20 protein-coding genes are annotated in these 24410 nt (G+C 67.5%); 16 read left to right on the forward strand and 4 right to left on the reverse strand.

The window, feature by feature from the left end:
- Positions 1-71: 71 nt before the first annotated feature.
- From amaB to V7787_RS28225, 11 genes are all read left to right on the forward strand, one after another.
- Positions 72-1604, forward strand: a complete 1533-nt coding sequence (gene amaB / locus V7787_RS28175; protein ID WP_336090687.1) for an L-piperidine-6-carboxylate dehydrogenase — start codon at positions 72-74, stop codon at positions 1602-1604.
- Positions 1605-1625: 21 nt separating this feature from the next.
- Complete coding sequence (locus V7787_RS28180; RefSeq protein WP_336090689.1) at positions 1626-1940, forward strand: hypothetical protein; 315 nt, start codon at positions 1626-1628, stop codon at positions 1938-1940.
- 81 nt (positions 1941-2021) lie between these two features.
- Positions 2022-2894 carry a hypothetical protein gene (locus tag V7787_RS28185; protein ID WP_336090690.1) on the forward strand — a complete coding sequence of 291 codons (873 nt, stop codon included), beginning with the start codon at positions 2022-2024 and terminating at the stop codon, positions 2892-2894.
- Positions 2895-3080: 186 nt separating this feature from the next.
- Entirely contained in the window at positions 3081-3311 is a 231-nt protein-coding gene (locus V7787_RS28190) for a hypothetical protein (RefSeq protein ID WP_336090691.1), read from the forward strand.
- A gap of 157 nt (positions 3312-3468) precedes the next feature.
- Complete coding sequence (locus V7787_RS28195; protein ID WP_336090693.1) at positions 3469-3759, forward strand: DUF4190 domain-containing protein; 291 nt, start codon at positions 3469-3471, stop codon at positions 3757-3759.
- A 251-nt stretch (positions 3760-4010) separates the two neighbouring features.
- Positions 4011-5069: a quinone-dependent dihydroorotate dehydrogenase gene (locus V7787_RS28200; RefSeq protein WP_336090694.1), complete on the forward strand. Its 1059-nt coding sequence runs from the start codon at positions 4011-4013 to the stop codon at positions 5067-5069.
- A gap of 45 nt (positions 5070-5114) precedes the next feature.
- Complete coding sequence (murB, locus tag V7787_RS28205) at positions 5115-6155, forward strand: UDP-N-acetylmuramate dehydrogenase (protein ID WP_336090696.1); 1041 nt, start codon at positions 5115-5117, stop codon at positions 6153-6155.
- Complete coding sequence (locus V7787_RS28210; protein WP_336090697.1) at positions 6152-7066, forward strand: DMT family transporter; 915 nt, start codon at positions 6152-6154, stop codon at positions 7064-7066. Before murB ends, V7787_RS28210 begins: the two co-directional genes overlap by 4 nt.
- Before the next feature lie 335 nt (positions 7067-7401).
- Positions 7402-8805 carry a pectin acetylesterase-family hydrolase gene (locus V7787_RS28215; RefSeq protein WP_336090698.1) on the forward strand — a complete coding sequence of 468 codons (1404 nt, stop codon included), beginning with the start codon at positions 7402-7404 and terminating at the stop codon, positions 8803-8805.
- Between the two features lie 14 nt (positions 8806-8819).
- On the forward strand, positions 8820-9449 hold the full coding sequence (locus V7787_RS28220) for a hypothetical protein (protein ID WP_336090700.1): 630 nt from the start codon (positions 8820-8822) through the stop codon (positions 9447-9449).
- 316 nt (positions 9450-9765) lie between these two features.
- Positions 9766-10140 (forward strand): hypothetical protein, encoded by a 375-nt coding sequence (locus V7787_RS28225; protein ID WP_336090701.1) that lies wholly within the window; start codon positions 9766-9768, stop codon positions 10138-10140.
- Between the two features lie 24 nt (positions 10141-10164).
- Here the strand turns inward: V7787_RS28225 and V7787_RS28230 are convergent, their stop codons facing one another.
- From V7787_RS28230 to ispG, 4 genes are all read right to left on the reverse strand, one after another.
- A complete protein-coding gene (locus V7787_RS28230) occupies positions 10165-10554 on the reverse strand; it encodes a GFA family protein (RefSeq protein WP_336090702.1) in 390 nt (129 codons plus the stop codon).
- 168 nt (positions 10555-10722) lie between these two features.
- Positions 10723-14043 (reverse strand): S8 family serine peptidase, encoded by a 3321-nt coding sequence (locus V7787_RS28235; protein WP_336090704.1) that lies wholly within the window; start codon positions 14041-14043, stop codon positions 10723-10725.
- A 564-nt stretch (positions 14044-14607) separates the two neighbouring features.
- The gene (locus V7787_RS28240) at positions 14608-15363 is read right to left on the reverse strand and encodes a phosphatase PAP2 family protein (RefSeq protein ID WP_336090705.1); all 756 of its coding nucleotides are present in this window, start codon (positions 15361-15363) and stop codon (positions 14608-14610) included.
- A gap of 5 nt (positions 15364-15368) precedes the next feature.
- Positions 15369-16592 (reverse strand): flavodoxin-dependent (E)-4-hydroxy-3-methylbut-2-enyl-diphosphate synthase, encoded by a 1224-nt coding sequence (gene ispG / locus V7787_RS28245; RefSeq protein WP_336090707.1) that lies wholly within the window; start codon positions 16590-16592, stop codon positions 15369-15371.
- Positions 16593-16788: 196 nt separating this feature from the next.
- Between ispG and V7787_RS28250 the strand changes: the two genes are divergently transcribed.
- From V7787_RS28250 to V7787_RS28270, 5 genes are all read left to right on the forward strand, one after another.
- Entirely contained in the window at positions 16789-17151 is a 363-nt protein-coding gene (locus tag V7787_RS28250; RefSeq protein WP_336090709.1) for a hypothetical protein, read from the forward strand.
- 27 nt (positions 17152-17178) lie between these two features.
- Positions 17179-18522: an exodeoxyribonuclease VII large subunit gene (gene xseA / locus V7787_RS28255; protein ID WP_336090710.1), complete on the forward strand. Its 1344-nt coding sequence runs from the start codon at positions 17179-17181 to the stop codon at positions 18520-18522.
- Positions 18523-18972: 450 nt separating this feature from the next.
- Complete coding sequence (locus tag V7787_RS28260; protein ID WP_336090712.1) at positions 18973-20619, forward strand: acetolactate synthase large subunit; 1647 nt, start codon at positions 18973-18975, stop codon at positions 20617-20619.
- 30 nt (positions 20620-20649) lie between these two features.
- Complete coding sequence (locus V7787_RS28265) at positions 20650-22125, forward strand: aldehyde dehydrogenase family protein (protein WP_336090713.1); 1476 nt, start codon at positions 20650-20652, stop codon at positions 22123-22125.
- Positions 22126-22368: 243 nt separating this feature from the next.
- Positions 22369-24297, forward strand: a complete 1929-nt coding sequence (locus V7787_RS28270; protein WP_336090714.1) for a vWA domain-containing protein — start codon at positions 22369-22371, stop codon at positions 24295-24297.
- The last annotated feature ends 113 nt before the right edge of the window (positions 24298-24410 follow it).

Consider the following 24410-nt stretch of genomic DNA (forward strand, 5'->3'; position numbering starts at 1 on the left):
GCGCCCGCCGCGGCGCCGCTTTTCCCGTTACTGCCACGCCCCCCGGCGTGCCACCACTTGGAGCTTTCGGTATGACCCACCCCGTTCTCGCCGCCCTGGGACTTAAAGACAACGAGTCCGGCACCTATCTCGGCCACGGCGAATGGTCCAAGACCGCCGACGCCGGCGTGCTGGAACCCGTCAACCCCACCGACGGCGAAGTGCTGGCACGCGTGCAGGCGTCCTCGCAGAGCGATTACGACACCATCGTCGCCCGCGCCCAGGCCGCCTTCGCGGTGTGGCGCACCACCCCGGCGCCGCGCCGCGGCGAAGCGATCCGCCTGTGCAGCGACGCGCTGCGCAAGCACAAGGACGCGCTGGGTTCGCTGGTCGCGCTGGAAATGGGCAAGTCCAAGCCGGAAGGCGACGGCGAAGTGCAGGAGATGATCGACATCGGCGATTTCGCCGTCGGTCTGTCGCGTCAGCTGTACGGCCTGACCATGCACTCCGAACGTCCGGGCCACCGCATGTACGAGCAGTGGCACCCGCTCGGCATCGTCGGGGTGATTTCCGCGTTCAACTTCCCGGTCGCGGTGTGGGCCTGGAATTCGTTCATCGCGGCGATCTGCGGCGACATCACCATCTGGAAGCCCTCGCCCAAGACCCCGCTGTCGGCGATCGCTTCGATGAAGATCTGCAACGAAGCCCTGCGCGCCGGCGGCTTCCCGGACATCTTCTTCCTGTTCAACGATGCCGGCACTGAGCTGGCTTCGAACTTCGTCGACGACAAGCGCATCGGCCTGGTCAGCTTCACCGGTTCGACCAAGGTCGGCCGCCACGTCGGCGAGCGCGTCGCCCGCCGCATGGGCCGTTCGCTGCTGGAACTGGGCGGCAACAACGCGATCATCGTCGACGCTTCGGCCGATCTGAAGCTGGCGATTCCGGCGATCGTGTTCGGCGCGGTCGGCACCGCCGGTCAGCGCTGCACCACCACCCGCCGTTTGTTCGTGCACGAGTCGATCCATGACGACGTGCTGGCCAAGCTGATCACCGCCTACAAGCAGGTCGAGAAGAAGATCGGCGATCCGACCGACCCGGCCAATCTGATGGGCCCGCTCAACAGCCAGGACGGCGTGCAGGCGTATCTGGACGCCATCGCCAAGGCCAAGGCCAGCGGCGGCAAGATCGAAACCGGCGGCGAGCGCATCGAGCGCAAGGGCAACTTCGTGTTGCCGGCCATCGTCACCGGCCTGAGCAACGACGCCGAAGTGGTGCAGACCGAAACCTTCGCGCCGATCCTGTACGTGATGAAGTTCAAGACCCTGGACGAGGCCGTCGCGCTGCAGAACGACGTGCCGCAGGGCCTGTCGTCGTCGATCTTCACCGCCAACCTCAAGGCCGCCGAGGCGTTCTTGTCGGCCGCCGGTTCCGACTGCGGCATCGCCAACGTCAACATCGGCACCTCCGGCGCCGAAATCGGCGGCGCGTTCGGCGGCGAGAAGGAAACCGGCGGCGGCCGCGAGTCCGGCTCCGACGCATGGCGCGCCTACATGCGCCGTCAGACCAACACGATCAACTACTCCGATTCGCTGCCGCTGGCGCAGGGCATCAAGTTCGATCTGTAAGCCAGTACGACGCGGCGGACGATGGATAGCTTCGATCCGCCGCAAGGTCCGTTGCCGCCGGGGTTTCCCCTGGCGGCGATGGATTCCCGCGGACACCCTGTCGTCGAAGGCAGCCGCGTGCGGATACCGGCGATGCCGCAGTGGGTGATCCATGATCTGCCCGAGGACGAGATCGTCCGGCTGCGCGCATTCGAAGGCCGCGTGCTGCCGGTGCTGAAAATCGATGGCTTCGGCTATCTGTGGTTCGGCGAACGCAATCCGTGGTTTTGCTTGATGCCAACCGAAGTAACGCTCGAAAGCGAATCCATCCGAGCGGGCAAAGATACGGACGACTGATCTAGCGCAGCTTCAACGCCTGCACCGGCGCCACCCGGCCGACGGATTTCACATGGATGCGCAAGCCATCGATGAGGGAACATGAAGATCGGCATCCATAAAAGCGACCCGCCGATGCCGCAGCGCGAGGACGCGCTGTTCGTAATCGAAGGCGTGCTTGATCGCTTGCTGATCGAAGACGACCCGGATCGGCTGCTGTCGCGCATCGCACAGCCACCCGACGACGACAACGGCCCTGCCCGCCCCGACGCCGCCATCGCCCAAGCCGCAAGCGACATCGAACGCGCGCTGTATTTCGCCGAAGACATGCAGTACTTCGTCGGCCTGATCGACGGCCAACCCATTTGCGGCGAATTCGCCGGCGCCGACAAGCTCAAGCCGGGCCACCGCGTGAAAGCCGCGGTTTCGCGCAGCGGCCAGGCGCTGCGCGCGCACGCGATCCTCGATCCGCAACAAGGCTGGTTGTGGGTCCACCATCCGCGCGGCAGCGCCGCCGACGCGAAGGCCGAGCGCAGACTCGCGCTGTGGCTGTTTGTTGCTTGCTACCTCGGCATGGCCGTGTTCTTCGCGCTGGCGTCCTGGTCGTCGGGCCCTGGACCACACAGTCCGGCGCAAATCCAGCTGTGGATCCTGATCGGCAACGCGGCCGTATTCGGCGCCATGGCCTTGTCGGCCAATTACCGGATGGACCGGCCCGCACAGCCCAATAATCGGTTGCTCGGCCTGCTCGGCTTTGTCGATCCGCGCCGGGTCGATCTGAGCCGATATCCCATCGGCGATGTGGAAATGCGCAAGCGCATGGCCTTCATCCGCGCCAACAAACAAGCGCTGCGCACGGGCCGGACGCTGCTGACCGACACCCCGGAACTGCTGCGCGAATCCAGCGACCGCCACCGCAACGTCTACGACTACCGGCAAGCGATCGCCGACGGCAAGGCGACGGTAAAACGCTAAGCCGATTCGCGCAGGAAGCGTTGGCGAACGCAGCAAAACCACCGATCCAAACACGCCTATCCGAGCGCCCGGCGCGCTGCGCCTGAGCCGGTGGTCGCAGACCGCGGCAGCGCCGCTTGACCCTCCGCGACCCGCGTGTCTAGCGTGATTTCGCCAGATGGACTGGCGACACATGAGGGAAGTCTTGTGAACACACGGAACCGTAGCATCCGCCTGCGCCTGGGCGCGCTCGCCCTGGCCGCGTTCGGCTTCGCCGCCACGCTCAGCGCCACCGCCGCCGCGCCGGGCTGCGATCACTGCCTGGGCGAGTATCAAGCCTGCCGCTCGGCCGGCGGCGATTACGACACCTGCGTCAACGCGTTCTGGTCCTGCGAGATCGCCGGCGGCTGCGCGATCAGTCTGCCGCCGGATTTCTGAGCCCGGCTCGCGCGCTCATCGCGGTGAAAACCGAAGCCCGCGACCGCCAGGCCGCGGGCTTCGTCGTGTCGGCGCCGGCGGACGAATCGCCGCGCATCGGCGCATTCGCCGGCGCGGGCAGGTATCCTGCGGCCGAAACCATTCATGGAAGGCCGCTATGCAAACCCCCGTCCGCCAGACCAATGTCCTGGCCATCCTCAGCCTGATCTCCGGCATCCTCGGCTGGACCCTGCTGCCGCTGGTGGGCAGCATCGCCGCGATCGTCACCGGCCACATGGCCCGCGGCCAGATCCGCCGCGAGCGCGAGCGCTTCGATGGCGACGGCCTGGCCATCGCCGGCCTGATCCTGGGCTGGGCCTCGGTGATCCTGGGCATCCTGACCCTCGTGGTGGTGATCGTGTTCTTCGGCGGCCTGGCCGCGATCCTGGCGTTCGCCGGCAACCACTGAGCCCGGCCGCAAGGCCGTATCGCCGCGCAAGTTGTGAACGCGCTCGCATTCGGCCGGCGCATGCCCACGGCGGCGGCACACCGCAACAACCACCGATACAGCGGGCGTTTTGCCGTTTACCCCGCTCCCGCCGCCGGCCCCGCGCCGGCGGCGGCGTTTGCGCGGTCCCTCCGCTTGGCCGCGACGCTCGCCTGCGGCACGCCGCTTAGGCGATAATCTCGCCAACGACCGCTTCGGCCCCCACCGACCACGTGTACAGTCTCGCCCGACCCTTTTTGTTCGGCCTGGATGCCGAGCGAGCCCACGGCCTTGGTCTGACCGCGCTGGAAACGGCTTATCGCAGCGGCCTCAACCCGCTGATGTCGCGCCAGCCCAAGCCGCTGCCGACCAAAGTCCTGGGCCTGAGCTTCCCCAATCCGGTCGGCCTGGCCGCCGGCCTGGACAAGAACGGCGCCCACATCGACGCCCTGCTCGCCCTGGGCTTCGGCTTCATCGAGATCGGCACCGTCACCCCCAAGCCGCAGGCCGGCAATCCCAAGCCGCGCATGTTCCGGCTGCCCGAGCAACAGGCGGTGATCAATCGCCTGGGCTTCAACAACGAAGGCGTCGACGCGCTGGTGCGCAACGTGTCCAAGGCGCGCCGCAATCGCGGCCTGCTCGGCATCAACATCGGCAAGAACAAGGACACCCCCAACGAGAGCGCGGAGAACGATTATCTCTACTGCCTCGAACGGGTGTATCCGCTGGCCGACTACATCACCGTCAACATCTCCTCGCCCAACACCGCGGGCCTGCGCGAGTTGCAGGAAGAGCAATCGCTGCGCCGCCTGGTCGGCACCTTACGCGAGGCGCAGGAGAAGTTCGCCGCGCGCGAAGGCAAGCGCGTGCCGATGCTGGTCAAGATCGCGCCGGACCTGTCCGACGACGACATCGAAGCCGCCGGCCGGGTGCTGGGCGAGCTGCAGGTCGACGGGGTCATCGCCACCAACACCACCATCGCCCGCGAAGGCGTGGAAGCCAGCCCGTTCGCCGGCGAAGCCGGCGGCCTGTCCGGCGGCCCGCTGATGAGCCAGTCGACCACGGTGCTGCGCAAGATGCGCACCCGCCTGCCCGAAAGCATCCCGATGATCGGCGTCGGCGGCATCCTCACCGGCGCCGACGCGGTCACCAAGATGGCCGCCGGCGCGAGTCTGGTGCAGTGCTATTCCGGCCTGGTCTACCGCGGGCCGGCATTGGTGCACGAATGCGTCGAAGCGATCCGCCGCCGCAAGGAAGCGCCCAGCCGCGGCCATGTGCCGCCGACGATCTGAGCGCACCGCCATCTCTCCACTTCCCGCCCGGCCGGTCTGTCGCGCATGAACCCCAACATCCGCATCGTGCGCGATGCCAGCCTGCGCGAGCGCAACACCTTCGGCGTCGCCGCGCGCGCGCCCTGGCTGGTGTCGGTGGACAACGCCGCCGATCTGCCCGAAGCGCTGCAGGCCGCGCCGTTGCGCGACGGCCTGGCGCTGGCCCTGGGCGGCGGCAGCAATCTGTTGTTCGCCGGCGATCCAGGCGGCGCAGTGCTGGAACTCAGCGGCCGCGACGTGCGGGTGCTGGAACAAGACGGCGACCGCGCGATCCTGCGCGCCGACGCCGGCGTGCAGTGGCATGGTCTGGTCATGCAGTCGCTGGCGCTGGGCTACGCGGGCCTGGAGAATCTGGCGCTGATTCCGGGCACCGCCGGCGCCTGCCCGATCCAGAACATCGGCGCCTACGGCGTGGAAGTGCGCGACTTCATCCACGCGGTGGAAGCCTTCGAACCCGCCAGCGGCCAATGGCATCGTTTCGATAACGCCGCCTGCGCCTTCGCCTACCGCGACAGCCGCTTCAAGCAAGCGCCCGACCGTTATCTGATTACCGCAGTCGAATTCGCCTTGTCGCGCACGCCTTCGCTCAAGCTCGATTACGCCGGCATCGGCGAAGAACTCGCGGCGATGGGCGTGGACGCGCCGAGCGCGCAGAACGTCGCCGAGGCGGTGATCGCGATCCGCAGCCGCAAGCTGCCCGACCCGGCGGTGCTCGGCAACGCCGGCAGCTTCTTCAAGAACCCCATCGTCCCCGCGACACAAGCCGAGGCGCTGTTGGCCGATCATCCGGCGATGCCGGTGTTCCGCGGCGCCGACGCCGACACCCGCAAACTCTCCGCCGCCTGGCTGATCGACGCCTGCGGCTGGAAAGGCCACCGCGACGGCGGCGCCGGCGTGTCGGCCGCGCACGCGCTGGTGCTGGTCAATCACGGCGGCGCCACCGGTCTGCAACTGCTGGACCTGGCCCGCCGCATCGCCGATTCGGTGCGCGCGCGCTTCGGCGTGGCGATCGAACCCGAACCGCGGATCGTCGGCGCGCGCTGGTGAACGCACAGGCGCCGTCGAATCCCTTACGCGCCGCGGGCCTGATGCTGGCCAGCACCCTGTGCTTCGGGGTGATGGCGATTTCGATCCGGCTGGCCTCGCAATCGCTGCACACCTTCGAGGTCGCGTTCTTCCGCAACCTGTTCGGCATGCTCGCGGTGCTGCCGCTGCTGCTGGGCGCGCAACGCGCTGAGCTGCGCACCAAACAACTGCCGAAGTATTTCGTGCGTTGCCTGATCGGGATCTGCTCGATGCTCGCCGGCTTCTGGGCGATCGGGCACCTGCCGCTGGCGCAGGCGATTTCGCTGACCTACTCCACCCCGATCTTCGTCACCATCGCCGCGGTGCTGTTTCTGGGCGAACAAGTGCGCGCGCGCCGCTGGCTGGCGGTCGCGGCCGGATTCATCGGGGTGTTGGTGATCGTGCGGCCGGGTTCGGCCGAGTTCTCCATCGACTCGCTGGCGGCGCTGTTGGCCGCGGTGCTGGGCGGGGTGATCTCGATCCAGATCAAACAGCTGTCGAAGATCGATTCGGCCAACACCATCGTGCTGTACACCTATTCGTTCTGGGTGCCGATGTCGTTGATCCCGGCGCTGTTCGTCTGGCAATGGCCGCACGGCATCACCTGGGTGTGGATCGTCGCCGCGGGCATTTTCGGCACCGGCGGGCAAGTGCTGTGGACGCATGCGCTCAAGCTCGGCGAAGTGTCGGCGCTGACCCCGATCAGCTTCACCCAGCTGCCGCTGGTGGCCATCGCCGGCTGGCTGTGGTTCGGCGAATCGCTGGACCGCTACACCGTGATCGGCGCGGCGATCATCCTCGGCTCCAACGCCTACATCGCCCATCGCGAAGCGCTGTTGGCGCGGCGGCGCGCGTCGGCCGCCGCGACCGCGGGCGCGGTGCCCGGCGAGTAAGCGCCAGCGCGGTTTCAGGCGCGATCACACAAGCCGCAAGACCTGCGACACGTTCGCGCATTCGTCGATGTCAGTCACATGCTGCAGCGCAAGAATCGGCGCGCGCGCGGCCGTTTTCCGTGACCGGTAACGGGGCAATAGCGGTCACTGGCGAACGCATTCGCGGTCAATGTGCCCCCACGGCGCCAAACATGCGCAATCGCGATTGACCGGTAACGCCCCCGGGGCTATCCAGACGCTGCAGTACGGAGGGGAACCCGGCCGCGCGCACGCCCTAGCACGCGCCGGAGCGCGTTTGCCTCCTCCCTTCATGACGATCCAAGGAGAGAGACATCATGGCACTGAGCCGTCATCTGGCCGTCGTCCTTGTGGGCGGCGCGGTCGCGCTGTCCAGCCTGCCCTCGCAGGCCGAGCAAGGCGACTACGGTTTCTTCGAAACGATCCGCAACCTGTTCTCGCCGCCCAAGGCCGACAACAAGGTCCAGCCCGCGCAACGCGTCGGCAATTTTCCGCTGCTGAGCCGCGACGCCGCCCGCGCCGACGGTTTCGACCCGGCCGCCTATTACCAGTGGCAGACCGTGCAACTGCCGGCGGAAACCGGCGCGATCTGCGGCAACGGTTCGCCGTACAAAATCTTCGTCAACCGCGTGCCCAACACCACCAACACCATCATCTACATGGAAGGCGGCGGCGCGTGTTGGGACTACGCCAGCTGCACCGGCGCCACCGGCGTGCGCGGCGCGCGCAATCCCAACGGCGTGCCCGACGACTACATGAAGCTGCTCAATCCCGGCGCCAGCCTGGTCAGCCCGTTCGTGACCCGGGTGAGCCCGTTCGATGCGGTCAAGACCCAGGGCTGGAACATGGTCTACGTGCCCTACTGCACGGGCGATATCTACAGCGGCGACAAGATCGCGCAATACGCCGATCCGACCGGGCAGAAGCCGCCGCTGGTGTGGCACCACAACGGACTGCGCAACACCCGTGCGATCACTGCCTGGCTCAAGGACAACCTGCCGCGTCCGGGCCAGATGCTCAGCACCGGCTGCAGCGCCGGCGGCGCCGGCAGCCTGATTTCCTACGACTCGGTGCGCAGCGACCTGGCCCCGACCAGCGCCTATCTGATCGACGACTCCGGCCCGATCTTCCCGACCCCGCGCAACGGCAATCCGGCCGAATACCCCTCGCAGCCGCTGATGAACAAGATCCGCGACGTGTGGGGCCTGGACGCGCCGAACGGCCCGCTGGCGTTCCTGGCTTCGGGCTTGCCGCAAATCGATCTGAACGAGTTGGGTTCGATCTACCCGGCCCTGGCCAACAAGCACCGTAACGACCGCCTCGGCCAGACCCACTTCTGGCAGGATCTGAATTACTCGTCGTATTCCTACGAGCGCTTCCACGACGACATCCTCCAGGCGCCGAACCAAGCGGCCAAGGAAGCGTTGATCCACGCCAAGTGGGGCAGCGACACCACCCGTCTGGCCGCGCGCTTGAACACGCTGGACAACTTCGGCGGCTACTTCCCGCAATACCGCGCCTTGAACGAAAGCCACTGCACCACGATCGTCGATTTCAAGAACGGCGACGTGCAGGCGCAGAACCTGGAGCTGAAGCACTTCATCGACAGCGTCCTGGACGGCAACGGCAAGGTGCTCGACGCCAGCGAGCAGAGCGACGCGGCCGACAAGGCCAAGCCGTTCAATCTGCTGTATTGGCTGGTCGATCAGCTGTTGGCTTGATCGGCGGCGCCGGCATGAAACGCCATACCGCCATGCTCGGCCTGGCCCTGACCGTCGCGGCGTTCGCCGCGGCGGTCAGCCTGGGCTGGCTGCCGATCTACCCCGCCCGCGCCGATAGCGCGCCCACACCGCTTGCGGTCGCCGCGGTGGCCAACGCCAGCCAGGGCACGCCGCTGCAAAATCTGCTGTCGACACCGCAGGCGCGCAGCTACCAACAGCGTCAACAGTTCCAGCAAGACGCGCGCGTCTTCTTCCGCGATGCCGCCAAGCTGGGCCCGGTGGACCGCGAACGCCGCGCGCAGGCGTTGCAAGGCCAGATCGACGCTTACGAACAAGCACGCGAGCTGTCCGCGGGCGAAAGCCTGATGCTGCGGATCGGCCTGATCCAGGCCACCGAATCCGACCCGGCGCGGCAGAAAGCGCTGGTGCAACAACTGGCGCAACGCTACCGCGGCGATGCCGACCGGCTCGAACAACGTTGGGCCGAGCAACAACGCAACGACCCGCGCTTTCAGAGCTACAAGCAACGCGAACGCATCGTCGTCGATGAGGTGATGGCGATGGCCCAGATTCCGGGCGGGCTGTCGCGCAACGAGTACCTGCGGCAACGCCTGCAAGCCGAGCGCGAACGGGCGTATCGCTGACCGGCGCGCTTGCGGCGGCGCCCGCCGCAAGCGCCTGGGCGCCCTCGCCCCGGGCCGGCCCGGATACCGGCCGGTCGCCCACACGTTCGATGGCCGACCGGCCATCGGCCGCGTCCAGGCCCAACTCCCGCGCGCGGAGCACGCATCCGCAAGCCGGTCAACACGCCGCTTGTACGGATTGCGCAAGCATCGATACCGGTCACGGCGCGACCGCGACCGACTGCCTGCGCGCGTTCCCACGCCTGCAATGTCGCTTGGCTACACTCGGATCGAACTTGGCGCCGCGCTTACGCGGCCGCCCCGACCGAGGAACCCGATGCAGGTGAAGACCAACGATTACGTCGAGCTCAAGAGCGAGATCCTCGACGGCATGCGCAGCTACATGGAAGACCTCGCCCAGGACGGCGCCGACGCGGGTTACAACACCGGCGACGTCGACCAGTGCGAGCGCATCATCGATCGTTTTCTCGACGCCATCGCCGAGGCGATAGAGAACGGCGATCGTGCCGCCGCGCGCGCCAGCGTCCGCCATGCGGTGCTCGCGCTCAACGCGCTCAACGCGCACTGCGGCTACAACCTGATCGAAACCGACCAGCGCGAAGGCCTGTGCGAACTGATCCAGGGCGCCGCCAGCGAGGCCGGCGCGGTCGCGGGCGAGGAAGACATCACCGAAGCCTGGCGCGAGTGGTGACGCCGCCGGGTCGCGGCGGCTGAGCTAGGGCTCGGCGCGGCCGCCGTCGCGATCGCGCGGGTAACGCTTGCTGAGCGCGAACGCCGGCAACCACGCCTCGCGGCGGATCGTCCACAGCTCGTAGGTCGGCGCGAACTGGTCGATCGCGTCCAGGGATCCCAGATTCACTTCGACTTCGTCGGCGCTGCGCCCGAACACCGAGGAGCCGCAGCGCGGGCAGAAAAACCGCCCGCGGTAGTCGCGGGTTTCGCCTTCGATGGTCACCGCCGCTTCGGGGAAGATCGCCGAGGCGTGGAACAAGGCGCCATGGTGTTTGCGGCAATCCAGGCAATGGCACACTCCGACCCGATACGGCTCGCCCGTCGCCACGATCCGCACCTGACCGCACAGACAACCGCCGGTGAATCGTTGCATGCCGCGCCTCCTTCGAACCCAGTCGGACATCGTCGCGACCCACGGTAACGCCTTTTCGCACTCGGCGATGCGCGCCAACGCGCGTTTGCGCCCACCCAAACCGGCGCACAAAAAAAACCGGGCCCGCGAACGGGCCCGGCGTGTTTCATCGATCCGACCGCTAAACGATCAGCGCGGAGTAACCGTCAAGGCCACCCGCAACGCGACCTTCGGCCGAACCGGATCGTCGCTGGTCACGCAGACATAGCCCACGTGCGAACCCGCGGCCAGGCCGGCGGTGTTGATCCGCACCCGATTGGCCAGTTCGCTGTTGCCGCGCACCCGGCCGAACGCGCGTTGCGGCGCGCCGATCCACGGCGCCCCGCAGGCGGTCTGGCCTTGAACGTCGAAGGCCAATCCGGCGAAGCCCGCGCCCGCGCCCCAGGCGCCCGAACCGCTGGGATCGATGGCGATGGAACGGAACTGGTTGTCGCCGGTGTTGGAGGCGTACCAGACCCAACGGTTGGCGAAGCTGGTGCGCGCGTTGACCACCAGCCAGTAACGGCCCGCCGGCAACTGCACGTTCTGTCCGGCCGCGACCAGATCCAGGGTGATGTTGGCGCCTGCCACGGTTACGCCGGCCGCATTGGGCGCGGCCGTGTAACTCCACACCGCGGTTCCGGCCAGCGGGTGGCCGCTGGGATTGCCGGACGTATCGGCGTACACGCTCCAGGTCAGGCTGCTGGCCACGCTGGCCAAGGCCGCCCCGCTGGACACGAAACCCTGCGAGAACAGCTTGGACAACTGAGTGTTGCCGGTGACAGCGAAGTCGTCGGCGGAGAACTGCGCCAGCAGGCCGCCGGCCGAAGCCGGATCGGTGTAGACGGTGCTGCGGAAACCGCTGCTGACGCCATCGGCCGTCGAATGGCTGAGGGTGATCGCGGCGGTGCCGGTGTTGTCGACTTCGAACTCCAGCGGCGATGCGCTGCGGCTGGCGATGCGGAAATCGGCGAAACCGCTGCGGCCGGCGGGCAAGCTGACCGCGATCTGCTCCGGAGCGAGCGCGATCTGCGGCGGCGGCACCGCGACGGCGATCGGCAGGTGCAACTGCGGCGTGTTCTGGCCGAGCAAGGGCTTGAGCTCCAACTGGCCGTGATGCCAGGCACCGTCCATCGCATACGACGGCGTCAGCACGAACACCTTGACCTTGCTGGTCTGGCCCGGCGCCGACAACACCAGCGGCGGGAACGCGATGCCCTGCACGCCCTTGACCTGCGCCACATACAGCTCGAGCTTGCCTTGCGCGTGACGGAACTTGCGCTCGAAGCTGCACGAGCTGTAGCAACTGCTGGACGCCATGCTGGCCAGATTCAACGCCGACACGTCGCCGCCCTGGGCCGGATCGGCCGCGAGGAAGTTGGCCGTGGTCTCGTTGAGCACCAGGCCCGAACGCACCGCCTGATCGACCTGGATGCGGCCGGCGCCCATCGCGAACGCATCGGCCGGAGTGACTTCGTCTTCCTTGAACACCTTGGTGGTGGAGGTCATCATCAGCGCCGACTTGATCTCGGCCGAGGTCCACGCCGGCTGAGCCTGACGCAGCAGCGCGGCGGCGCCGGCCTGATGCGGCGAGGCCATCGAGGTGCCGCTGAGCAAGCCGACCACGTTCTCGCTGCCGGTCACGGTGGTGCCGGAAATCACCGCCAACACATTGACGCCGGGCGCGGTGACGTCGGGCTTGATCAGATCCAGACCGACCGCCGGGCCGCGCGAACTGAAGCCGGCGAGCACGTCGGGCGTGTTCGGAATCGGCGTGGCCGGGAAGTTGATCCCGCCGGTGGCGGTGTTGCCGTTGCCGGCGGCGAAATCGCGGATCGCATCGCTGTCGGTCTGCGCGGCCATGAACGCGGGAATGGTCGTGCCCGGCACGCTCGGCGTAGTCAGCGCCGGCTGGTTGTTGGCGATCAACACCGCCACCGCGCCGGCGTTCTTGGCGTTGTTGACCTTGTCGGTGAAGTTGCAGGTGCCGCGGCGGACTACCGCGATCGCGTTCTGGAACGTGTTGGCCGGGAACGCGGCGCAACCGTCGTTGGCGGTGTCGATGCCGGCGCTCACCCGTACCGGCGTGGTCGGCGGCAGGGTCGCGGTGAACGGCGCGCCGGACGAGCCTTCGGTCAACTGCACCGCCTGCAACGCCGGCGGCACCGCGCCGGGGCCGGTGATCTGCAACAGATAGGCGAAGGTGCCGCGGCCGTGATTGGCCGCCGCGGTGGTCGAGGTCCACGGCTGACGATGGCCGGTGGTGTTCGGGCCCGGGCCGCTGTTGCCGGCCGAGGTGGCGATGAAGATGCCCGCGTCGGACGCGTTGAGGAACGCCAGCGACACCGCCTCGCCCCACGGCGAACCGCCGCCGCCGATCGAGTAATTGATCACGTCCACGCCGTCGGCGATGGCCTGATCGATCGCCGCCACCGCCGAGGTGTTCGGGCACGAGCCCTGATTGGTGGCGATGTTGGTGTAGCAGATGTCGTAGGCGATGATGTTGGCGTGCGGAGCGACGCCGGAGATGCGGATGTCGCGTCCCTTGAAGTTGGCGGTCCAGGCGTTGCCGGCGGTGGTCGAGGCGGTGTGGCTGCCGTGGCTGTTGGTGTCGCCGAAACCGGGTTCTTCGCGAATGCCCGGCACGCCGCAGGTGTTGCCCGGCGCGCCGCAGACGAAGTCCCAGCCGCCGATCAGCTTGTCGTTGCAGCGGCCTTCGTCGACGCCGCCGGGCGCGCAGGTGCCGATGTAGTTGCCGCTGCCGTTCGGATTGACGTGGTGATAACCGGTGTCGTCGACCGCGGCGAAGGCCGGGCTGCCGAAATTGATGCCGGTATCGAGAATGCCGACCACCACGCCTTCGCCGCGGAAGTTGGTGGGGTTGGCGTTCCACAGCGACGGCGCGCCGATCAGCTGCGGGCCGACGTCGGTGTCGAGCGCGTACTCGCGGTATTCCTCGACCAATTCCACGCCAGGCAATTTGGCCACGCGCGCGGCCTCGTTCTGGGTCATCTGGGTGACCACGCCGTTGACCGCGTGATGCATGCGCCGCTCGATCTGCAGCGGACGGCCGAGCAATGAGCGGATGCCGCTTTCGTGATCGCGCTGGGCGCGGTCGAGGTACTGCACGTAGCCGCGCGCTTGCGCGCTGCGCACATCGACGCGGCTGCTGCCGCCTGCGCCCTTGGCCAGCGCCGCGTTGGCGTTCTGCGCGCCTTGCAGGCGCTGCGGCGCCGGCAGGCCGGCGATGTCGCCGTGATAAGCGCTCACCGGCGCTTCCTTGTACAGCACGATGTAGCGGCTGCTGCGGGTCTCCAGCCCGCTGTCGTTGCGTTGCGGCGACGGCGCGCCGCCGATGGTGCCGGCATCGGCCGGGCTGTCGCCGCTGAGACCGCGTACCGCGGCTCCGGCGAGCGCCGCCAGCCCGACCAGGCTGATGGCGATCGTCAATCGATTGACTACGTTGGGCATCGAGTGGTCCTCCACGTGGTTCTTTCGCGAAGACACCGCCGCACGCCCGCCCCCTTGCCAGGCACGTCGCGGTCCTAGTTGGGGAGAGAGATCGGCGCAGTCGACGTCGTCCGTGTGCCGAGCCAGCAAAGCGGCTCGACCGACCGTCCCTCCCGCAACGCCCGCGCGCATTCGTATGCGCCGGACCGAACTTCCCACCCACCCGGAACACTGCGCGAGGCGGCGAAGTTACGACGTGACCATACGCACATTTCCGATGCGGTTACATATGGAAACGAGGCATGTTTCAGGCTTGAAACCTTTGTTGGCTTTTCTCGATACGCCAGCGCACAGAGGCGTTTGCGCACGGCACGCGAGTACGCGCGTCGCGAAGCGTCGCCGAAAACCGGCGGACGCTTGCGCGGTATCGCAACGCGACAATCGCTGCGCGGCGGAGTTCATTGACCTTAATGCGCAAGAGTGCGCGAAGCTCGCGGACGGTATCGCGACCACGCCCGGCCGCTGGCCGAGCTTCAACCCGGCGCGATCGAATTCAGGATGCGAAGGCGCAGCCGAGCGGCCGCATCAAGCTTGGTGCAGCGTCCAGGGCTGGCGCGCGCCGGCGCGATACACCAGCAGATACACCGCCACCACCCAGGCGGTGGCGACCGACCAGCCGGCGAGGATGTCGGAGGGGTAATGCACGCCCAGGTACAGGCGCGAGAAGCCCACCAACGGCACGAACGGCACCATCAAGGCCAGCACCGGCCAGCGCCAGCGCGTGCGCCAGCTCAGCAGGATCAGCACCGCCGCCAGGGTCATCGAGCCCATCGCGTGGCCGCTGGGAAAACTGTAGTTGTGCTCCGGCGCGATCGACTCCCACAACGACGGCCGCTCGCGCGCGAAAAACTGCTTGGCGGCGATGTTCAACAGCGCCGAGCCGCCCAGGGCGATCGCGGCGAAGCTGGCTTCGCGGAAACGGCGGCGCAGGCTCAGCACCATCACCAGGCCGATGTCGAACGGCACCACGCCATACATGTAGCCCAACTGCGAGAACAGCACGAACAGGCGGTCGAATCCCTCGCGCGCCAGGCTGTGCGCGTATTCGAGCACCGGCACGTCGAAGACGATGGCTTCCTGCTCGTGGATCTCATCGGCCAATTCGGCGAAGGCCCACAGCGGCAGCAACAGGCCGGCGAACACCAGCAACAGCATCCAGCCGTGCCGCCGCAGCAGGTTGAGGCCGAAACGCGCTTCTTGCTTCAGCGCGTTGTCGTCGCCGCCGCGCTCGGCTTCGGCCGAAGCGCGCGCGGAGGATGGATTCCCACCGGGCTCGGTCACGCGGTTCAGGCGCCGGCGACGCGAGCGTTGTAGTGGCGCTCGACGTAGGTGTCGATCAGCGCGACGAATTCCTGGGCGATGTTCTCGCCGCGCAGGGTCACGGTCTTCTCGCCGTCCTCGAACACCGGCGCCGACGGCGACTCGCCGGTGCCCGGCAAGGAAATGCCGATATTGGCGTGACGCGATTCGCCCGGCCCGTTGACGATGCAACCCATCACCGCCAGGGTCAGGTTCTCCGCGCCGGGATGGGTGATCTTCCACTCCGGCATCTTGGCGCGGACGTGCTCTTGCACGGTCTGGGCCAATTCCTGGAAGAAGGTGCTGGTGGTGCGGCCGCAACCGGGACAGGCGGTGACCATCGGCGTGAACGCGCGCAGGCCCATGGTCTGCAGCAGTTCCTGGGCGACGATCACCTCATTGGTGCGCGACTGCCCAGGTTCGGGCGTCAGCGAAATGCGGATGGTGTCGCCGATGCCTTCCTGCATCAGCACGCCGAGCGCGGCGCTGGAGGCGACGATGCCCTTGCTGCCGATGCCGGCTTCGGTCAAACCCAAATGCAGCGCGTAATCGCCGCGCGTGGCCAGTTCGCGATACACCGCGATCAGTTCCTGCACGCCGCTGACCTTGGCGCTGAGCACGATGCGATCGGCCGGCAGCCCCAGCTCGACCGCGCGCGCGGCCGAATCCAGGGCCGAACGGATCAACGCCTCGCGCAAGACCCGGCCCGCGTCCCAGGGTTCGGCGCGGGTATGGTTTTCGTCCATCAGCTGCGCGGCCAGGGCCTGATCGAGCGAGCCCCAGTTGGCGCCGATCCGCACCGGCTTGGCGTACTTGATCGCGAACTCGATCAAGGTCGCGAACTGGCTGTCCTTCTTCTTGCCGAAACCGACGTTGCCCGGATTGATCCGGTACTTGGCCAGGGCCTCGGCACAGGCCGGCTCGGCGCTGAGCAGTTGATGGCCGTTGTAGTGGAAGTCGCCGATGATCGGCACCTCGATGCCCTTCATCGCCAGCTTGTCGACGATCCGCGGCACCGCCGCGGCGGCCTCGACGGTGTTGACCGTGATCCGCACCAGTTCGGAACCGGCGCGCCACAACTCGCCGATCTGCTTGGCGGTGGAGGCGACGTCGGCTGTGTCGGTGTTGGTCATCGACTGCACCACCACCGGCGCGCCGCCGCCGACCTGAACGCCGCCGACGACGACCGATCGGGTCGGGCGGCGCGGCAAGGGGCCGAAACCCGGGGGCGCGCAGGGCAAGGGGGCATCTGGATTCATAGCCGCATTGTAACGCCGGGGGACGCGGCTGACGTGTCCTGCGGATGAAGCGGGGGCTGAACGGCGATACAGGAGCTCTCGCATCGGCGCCTTCGCCGGACGGGCCGGCAGCGGCGCGCAAAGACCGATTGGTCCAGGCGCGATACCATTGCAGGCGCTGTTCGAGGACCTCGACCGTCTGCGCGCGGAAAGCTCCTCGCTATATAGAGAGGGGCAGAAAATGACGGACAGTTTGCAGAAACAGATAGATTCGCTGTTATCTATGGCTAAGGACGCTCAGGCCGGAGTATTTCCATGGGCGATTGTTTCGCTATCGGTAGCGGCATTGGTAGTTGAAAACAAAGCGCCCCATCTTCTGGATGTTTTTCCAGATAAGGTGAAAGCTGATTTATTGGAGGCGGTTGAGCACTACAACCAATATGGAAATTTTTCTATTTACTCAAGCGGCGGAGAAGCGGATCAGACTGAATTGATCAGAGACTTTATTGAAGTAATGAAGTTGAGCCATTGACGTAGCATTTTCACAACCGAATCCAAGATGCCCCCCAACGACCCCGATCACGTCCTCACCCCGAGCCAGCTCAACACCCTGGCCCGCAACCTGCTGGAAGACACCTTCCCGCTGATCTGGGTCGAGGGCGAACTGGGCAATCTGTCGCGGCCGTCTTCGGGCCATCTCTACATGACCCTGAAGGACGCGCGCGCCCAGGTCCGCTGCGCGATGTTCAAGCCCAAGAGCAGCTGGCTGAAATTCGTCCCGCGCGAGGGCCTGCGGGTGCTCGCGCGCGGCCGTCTGACCTTGTACGAAGCGCGCGGCGACTACCAGTTGGTGCTCGACCACATGGAAGAGGCCGGCGAAGGCGCCTTGCGCCGGGCGTTCGAGGAACTCAAGGCGCGGCTCGGCGCCGAAGGCCTGTTCGACAGCGAGCGCAAGCGCGAGCTGCCGCGCTTCCCGGCGCGGATCGCGGTGATCACCTCGCCCAGCGGCGCGGCGGTGCGCGACGTGCTCAGCGTGCTGGCGCGGCGCTTCCCGCTGGCCGAAGCCGAAGTGCTGCCGGTGCCGGTGCAAGGCGACGGCGCCGCCGAGCGCATCGCCGCGATGCTGCAACGCGCTCAAGCGTCCGGGCGTTACGACGTGATCGTGCTCGCCCGCGGCGGCGGTTCGCTGGAAGACCTGTGGGCCTTCAACGACGAGCGCCTGGCCCGGACCATCGCCGCCTCGGCGGTGCCGGTGGTGTCGGCGATCGGCCACGAGACCGACTTCACCCTGGCCGATTTCGCCGCCGACGTGCGCGCGCCGACCCCGTCGGTGGCCGCCGAATTGCTGGTGCCGCAGCAAACCGATCTGCTGCATCGCCTGCGCGTGCTGGAAGCGCGCCTGCACAACCTGCACGGCCAGCGTTTGCGCCAGGCGATGCAGCGCGCCGACCGCGCCGGTTTGCGCTTGAACGCGCAACGCCCGCAAGCGCGGCTGGCCGCGCTGCGCACCCGCCAGCAGGAAGCGCTGCGCCGGCTCGAACAAGCCTGGCGCCTGCGCCTGGAACGCGACACCGCGCGGCTGCGTCATATCGACGCGGTGCTGCGCGCGCGCCATCCGCGGCGGCGGATCGCGCAACTGCGCGAGCGTTTGAATGCGATCGCGCAGCGCCCGCAGGCGGCGATCGTGCGGCGGCTGCGCGGCGATGCCTTGCGTTTGCGCGGTTTGGCGCGTTCGTTGGAAGCGGTCAGTCCGTTGGCCACGGTGGCGCGCGGGTATTCCATCGTCCAGCAGCAAGACGGGCGGGTGGTGCGCAGTGTGCTGGATGCGGCGCCGGACGATCGGTTGAACGTGCGGGTGCAGGATGGGCAGATCAAGGTGCGGGTGGAGCGGCGCGAGGACTGACGCTGGCCGCGTGGGCGGTGGCTCAAATCCCCCGCACTCGCTGCGCGAGTGCTGCCCCCTTTGCTAAAGGGGGCGATTGCAAAGGCCGCGTCGCCGCAGGCCACGATGCGGCGCCGGACGATTGGTTGAACGTGCGGGTGCAGGATGGGCAGATCAAGGTGCGGGTGGAGCGGCGGGACGACTGACGTGGGCTGCGTGGGCGGTGGCTCAAATCCCCCGCACTCGCTGCGCGAGCGCTGCCCCCTTTGCTAAAGGGGGCGATTGCAGAAGCCGCGCAACAGCAATTCCCCACGCCCCCACCCGAAGCGCTCCCCCCTTTGCAAAAGGGGGGCCCGGGGGGATTTGCCCCACCCCAGACGCACCACCAACCCGCACCGTTCCACCACCGTCGCCCACCACTCACACCGCGTGCGCGATCCTTGCGCTCCTACGTTCCATCCGGAGTCCCGCATGACCAAAGCGTCCGACCTCTTCGTCGCCGCGCTCGAAGCCGAAGGCGTGGAATACATCTTCGGCATCCCCGGCGAAGAAAACCTCGACCTGCTCGAATCGATGCGCACCTCTTCGATCAAGCTGGTGCTGACCCGCCACGAACAAGCCGCCGGTTTCATGGCCGCCACCTACGGCCGCCTGACCGGCAAAGCCGGCGTCTGCCTGTCCACGCTCGGCCCGGGCGCGACCAATCTGGTCACCGCCGCCGCATACGCCCAGCTCGGCGCCATGCCGATGCTGATGATCACCGGGCAGAAACCGATCAAGACCAGCAAGCAAGGGCATTTCCAGATCGTCGACGTGGTCGACACGATGCGCCCGCTGACCAAGTACACCCGCCAGATCGTCGCCGCCGACAGCATCCCGGCGCGGGTGCGCGAAGCCTTCCGCCGCGCCGAGGAAGAACGCCCCGGCGCCGTGCATCTGGAACTGCCGCAGGACATCGCCGGCGACCCGACCCAGGCGCGGCTGATTCCGGCCTCGTTCTCGCGCCGCCCGGTGGCCGAGGACAAGGCGATCGAACGCGCCGCCGAAGCCATCGCCAACGCGCGCCATCCGATCCTGATGATCGGCGCCGGCGCCAACCGCAAGACCACCTCGAAAACCCTCGACGCCTTCGTCGCCAAACTCGGCATCCCCTACTTCACCACCCAGATGGGCAAGGGCGTGCTCGACGAACAAGGGCCGCTGTGGCTCGGCAACGCCGCGCTGTCGGATCACGATTTCGTCCACCGCGCCATCGACGCCGCCGACTGCATCGTCAACATCGGCCACGACGTGATCGAAAAACCGCCGTTCTTCATGCGCGAAGGCCGGCGCACGGTGATCCACGTCAACTACGCCAGCGCCGAAGTCGATGCGGTGTACTTCCCGCAGATCGAAGTGGTCGGCGACATCGCCCATTCGGTGTGGCGTTTGTCCGAAGCCCTGCAACCGCAGGCGCATTGGGACTTCGCCTTCTTCGACCGGGTCCGCGGCACCTTGCTGGAGCAACTGCGCGACCGCGCCGACGACGACCGTTTCCCGTTGGCCCCGCAGCGCCTGGTCGCCGACGTGCGCGCGGCGTTGTCGCCGCGCGATGTGGTCTGCCTGGACAACGGCCTGTACAAGCTGTGGTTCGCCCGCAACTACCGCTGCCGCGAACCCAACACGCTGCTGCTCGACAACGCCCTGGCGACGATGGGCGCCGGCCTGCCCTCGGCGATCGCCGCGCGCATCGTCTGCCCCGACCGCAACGTGGTGGCGGTGTGCGGCGACGGCGGCTTCATGATGAATTCGCAGGAACTGGAAACCGCGGTGCGCCTGGGCCTGGACCTGGTGGTGTTGGTGCTGCGCGACGACGCCTACGGCATGATCAAGTGGAAGCAGGCGCACGAACGCTACCCGAGCTTCGGCATGGACCTGGGCAATCCGGATTTCGTCGCCTACGCGCGCAGCTACGGCGCGCGCGGGCACCGGCCCGAATCCAGCGACGCGTTCCTGCCGCTGCTGCGCCAGGCGCTGGACACGCCGGGCGTGGACGTGATCGAGGTGCCGATCGATTACAGCGACGACGACCGGATCCTCAACCAAGACATCCCGCAGCTCGCCGCCGCGCTGCAGTGAGCGAGATCGCCCTCTCCCAAGGAGCCGCCAATGGCTAAGCCGAACAAGACCAAGCCCGCCAAGGGACTCAAATCCAGTTATCCCTACTACCTGGCCAATCGCGCGGTCGCGGCCAACACCGATCTGGACGTGCTGGACAAATACAGCGGCAAGCGCGCCACCCGCGTGGCCATGGCCGACGCCGCCGCGGTGCGCAAGGCGATCGTCGCCGCGCACAAGGCGCGCGAGGCGATGGAGCGCTTCACCCCGGACCGGCGCCGCGACGTGCTCGAGCATTGCGTGCGCCGCTTCAGCGAGCGCTTCGAAGAGCTGGCGCTGGCGCTGTGCATCGAAGCCGGCAAGCCGATCAAGGACGCGCGCGGCGAAGTCGCCCGCCTGATCGACACTTTCCGCATCGCCGCCGGCGAAGCCACCCGTATCGACGGCCAGCTGATCGAGCTGCAAATCTCCGAACGCACCCGCGGCTACCGCGGCATGGTCAAGCGCGTGCCGATCGGCCCGTGCAGCTTCATCACCCCGTTCAACTTTCCGTTGAACCTGGTCGCGCACAAGGTCGCCCCGGCGATCGCCGCCGGCTGTCCGTTCGTGCTCAAGCCGGCGATCAAGACGCCGGTCGGCGCGCTGATCATCGGCGAGGTGCTGGCCGAAACCGACCTGCCCGAGGGCGCGTTCTCGGTGTTGTGCTGTTCCAACGAAGACGCTTCGCTGCTGGTCGAGGATGAGCGGATCAAGCTGCTGAGCTTCACCGGCGGCCTGATCGGCTGGGATCTGAAGGCGCGCGCCGGCAAGAAGAAGGTCACCCTGGAACTCGGCGGCAACGCCGCTTGCATCGTCGACGCCGATCCCGGCGCCAGCCTGGATCATGTGGTCGAGCGTTTGATCTTCGGCGCCTATTACCAGAGCGGCCAGAGCTGCATCAGCGTGCAGCGCATCTACGCGCATGCCGATATCTACGACAAGCTGCGCAAGAAGCTCAAGGCGGCGATCGCCAACCTGCGCATGGGCGATCCGCGCGATGAAAAGACCTTCATCGGCCCGGTCGTCGACGAGGACGCGGCCAAGCGCATCCAGTCGTGGATCGACGCGGCGATCAAGGGCGGCGCCAAGCGCATCGCCGGCGGGCCGCGCAACGGCAACATGATTCCGGCGACGTTGCTGGAGAAGGTCGCGCACGATGCCGACCTGTACCGCAAGGAAGCCTTCGGCCCGGTCGCGCTGATCGAGCCGTTCGACGATTTCGAGCGCGTGCTCCAGGTGGTCAACGACAGCGACTTCGGCCTGCAAGCCGGTGTGTTCACCGGCCGCCTGGACCATGCGATGCGCGCCTGGGACCGGCTCGACGTCGGCGGCGTCATCGTCGGCGACGTGCCGAGCTTCCGGGTCGACAACATGCCTTACGGCGGGGTCAAGGATTCCGGCCAGGGGCGCGAAGGCGTGCGCTATGCGATCGAGGATATGAGCGAGCAGCGGTTGTTGGTGATCCGCGATCCCATCGAAGCGCGCTAAGCCAAAGGATCCAGCCCCTCTCCAAGATATGAGCCCCTCTCCCGCTTGCGGGAGAGGGGTTGGGGTGAGGGCACCAGATCGCCGAAGGCCCTCATCCGCCCTCCGGGCACCTTCTCAGCCTTGCACTCCCTTCGGTCGCCGCAAGCGGGAGAAGGGAGTCCGCAAAAATCTTTTCCCTCCCTCAACCCCACCCACCACACCCGCCCGTTCGACTTCCCAGGTCCACACACCAGGGAAGCCACCATGCAAGCCTCAGCCACGCGCCGCTCGCCGACCACCCGCACCTTCTCCACCCACGCCCTGAGCGCCGCGCTGCTGGCCGCGCTGGCCTTGAGCGCCTGCCAGTCCTCGGGCGACATCAACCCCTCCACCGCCAAGAGCCCGCCGGTCGAGCAAACCCACAACGCGCCGCCGGTCGCCGAAGGCGCGCTGGCCGACGCACCCGCCGATGCCGCCGCGTCGTCGACCGCCCCGTTCCTCGCCGCTCCGATCGAACCGGCCAAGGCCGCCGCCGAATACAAGCCCGGCGACCGCGCCGCGGCCGGCAACGCCGCCGCCAAGCGCGATCACAGCAGCCTGGACCGAATCGCCGTCACCGGCGCACGGATCGAAACACGCGCCAAGCAAGACCGGCGCATGCGCATCCAGCAACTGCCCCCGCAAGCGCTCGCCGCCGCCCCGGCGATGATCGCTCCGCCGCCGCCCCCGCCCTACTACTCGCAGCCGGCCAACACCGAAAAATACGCCGAGCGCGAAGACAACCCGGTGGTGCGCGCCAGCGAGCAGCCGCTGTCGACCTTCTCCATCGACGTCGACACCGGCAGCTACGCCAATGTGCGGCGCATGCTCAACGACGGCCAGCGCCCGCCCGCCGACGCCGTGCGCGCGGAAGAATTCATCAACTACTTCGACTACGGCCACGCCGCGCCGACCTCCCTGGCCACGCCGTTCAAGGTCTCCACCGAACTGGCGCCGGCGCCGTGGAACGCCCAACGCCAACTGCTGATGATCGGCATCAAGGGCTACGACGTGCCCAAGCAGACGCTGCCGCCGGCCAACCTGGTGTTCCTGATCGACACCTCCGGCTCGATGAACTCGCCCGACAAGCTGCCGCTGCTCAAGAGCGCGTTCTCGATGCTGGCCAAGCAACTGCGCGCGCAGGACCGCATCTCGATCGTGGTCTACGCAGGCTCCGCCGGCCTGGTGCTGCCGCCGACCCCGGGCGACCGCCAGCAGGAGATTCTCGACGCGCTCAACCGCCTGGAAGCCGGCGGCAGCACCAACGGCGGCGACGGCATCCGTCTGGCCTACCAGACCGCCAAGCAGGCCTTCGTCAAGAACGGCGTCAACCGGGTGATCCTGGCCACCGACGGCGATTTCAACGTCGGCACCGTCGACAACAACGCTTTGGAAACCCTGGTCGCCGATCAGCGCAAGAGCGGCATCGCCTTGACCACGCTGGGCTTCGGCACCGGCAACTACAACGATCAGCTGTCGGAAAAACTGGCCGACGTCGGCGACGGCAATCACGCCTACATCGACACCTTGCAAGAGGCGCGCAAGGTGCTGGTGGAGGAAATGGGCTCGACCCTGATGACCATCGCCCGCGACGTCAAGATCCAGATCGAATTCAACCCGGCACTAGTCGCCGAGTACCGCTTGATCGGTTACGAAAACCGCCTGCTCAAGCGCGAGGATTTCGCCAACGACAAGGTCGATGCCGGCGACATCGGCGCCGGCCATGAGGTCACTGCGCTGTACGAGATCACCCCGGCCGGCTCCGCCGCTACGCGTCTGCCGGCGCTGCGCTACGGCGAAAAGACCGTGGCCGCGAGCGGCAAGGACGGCGAGATCGCCAACCTCAAGCTGCGCTACAAGCGTCCCTCGGAAGATCGCAGCCAGCTGATCGAAACGCCGATCCTGCGCTCGACCCAGCGCGCGGTCGCCAGCGATCCGATGCGCATGGCCGCATCGGTGGCGGCCTTCGCCGACGCCTTGCGCGGCGGCAGCCAGTACGACGGCTGGGGCTGGGACCAGATCCTGGCCAATGCGCGCGGCGTGCGCCTGGACGATCGCTGGGGCCAGCGCGCGGAATTCGTGCGACTGGTCGAACGCGCCAAGGCGCAGATCGGCGAACTCAAGCCGGCCAATGGCGTGGCGATCAGCCAGTAAATCGACGGGCGGAAGCGGTGCGGTGGGCCAGGGACGGCCCGGTTTCCGCGGCGGGATGGCGCATCGAGCCGAGCCTTTGACCCGACCCGAAGTTACGTCGTTGTTCGATGGGC

The organism is Pseudomonas sp. CGJS7 (assembly GCF_036961695.1).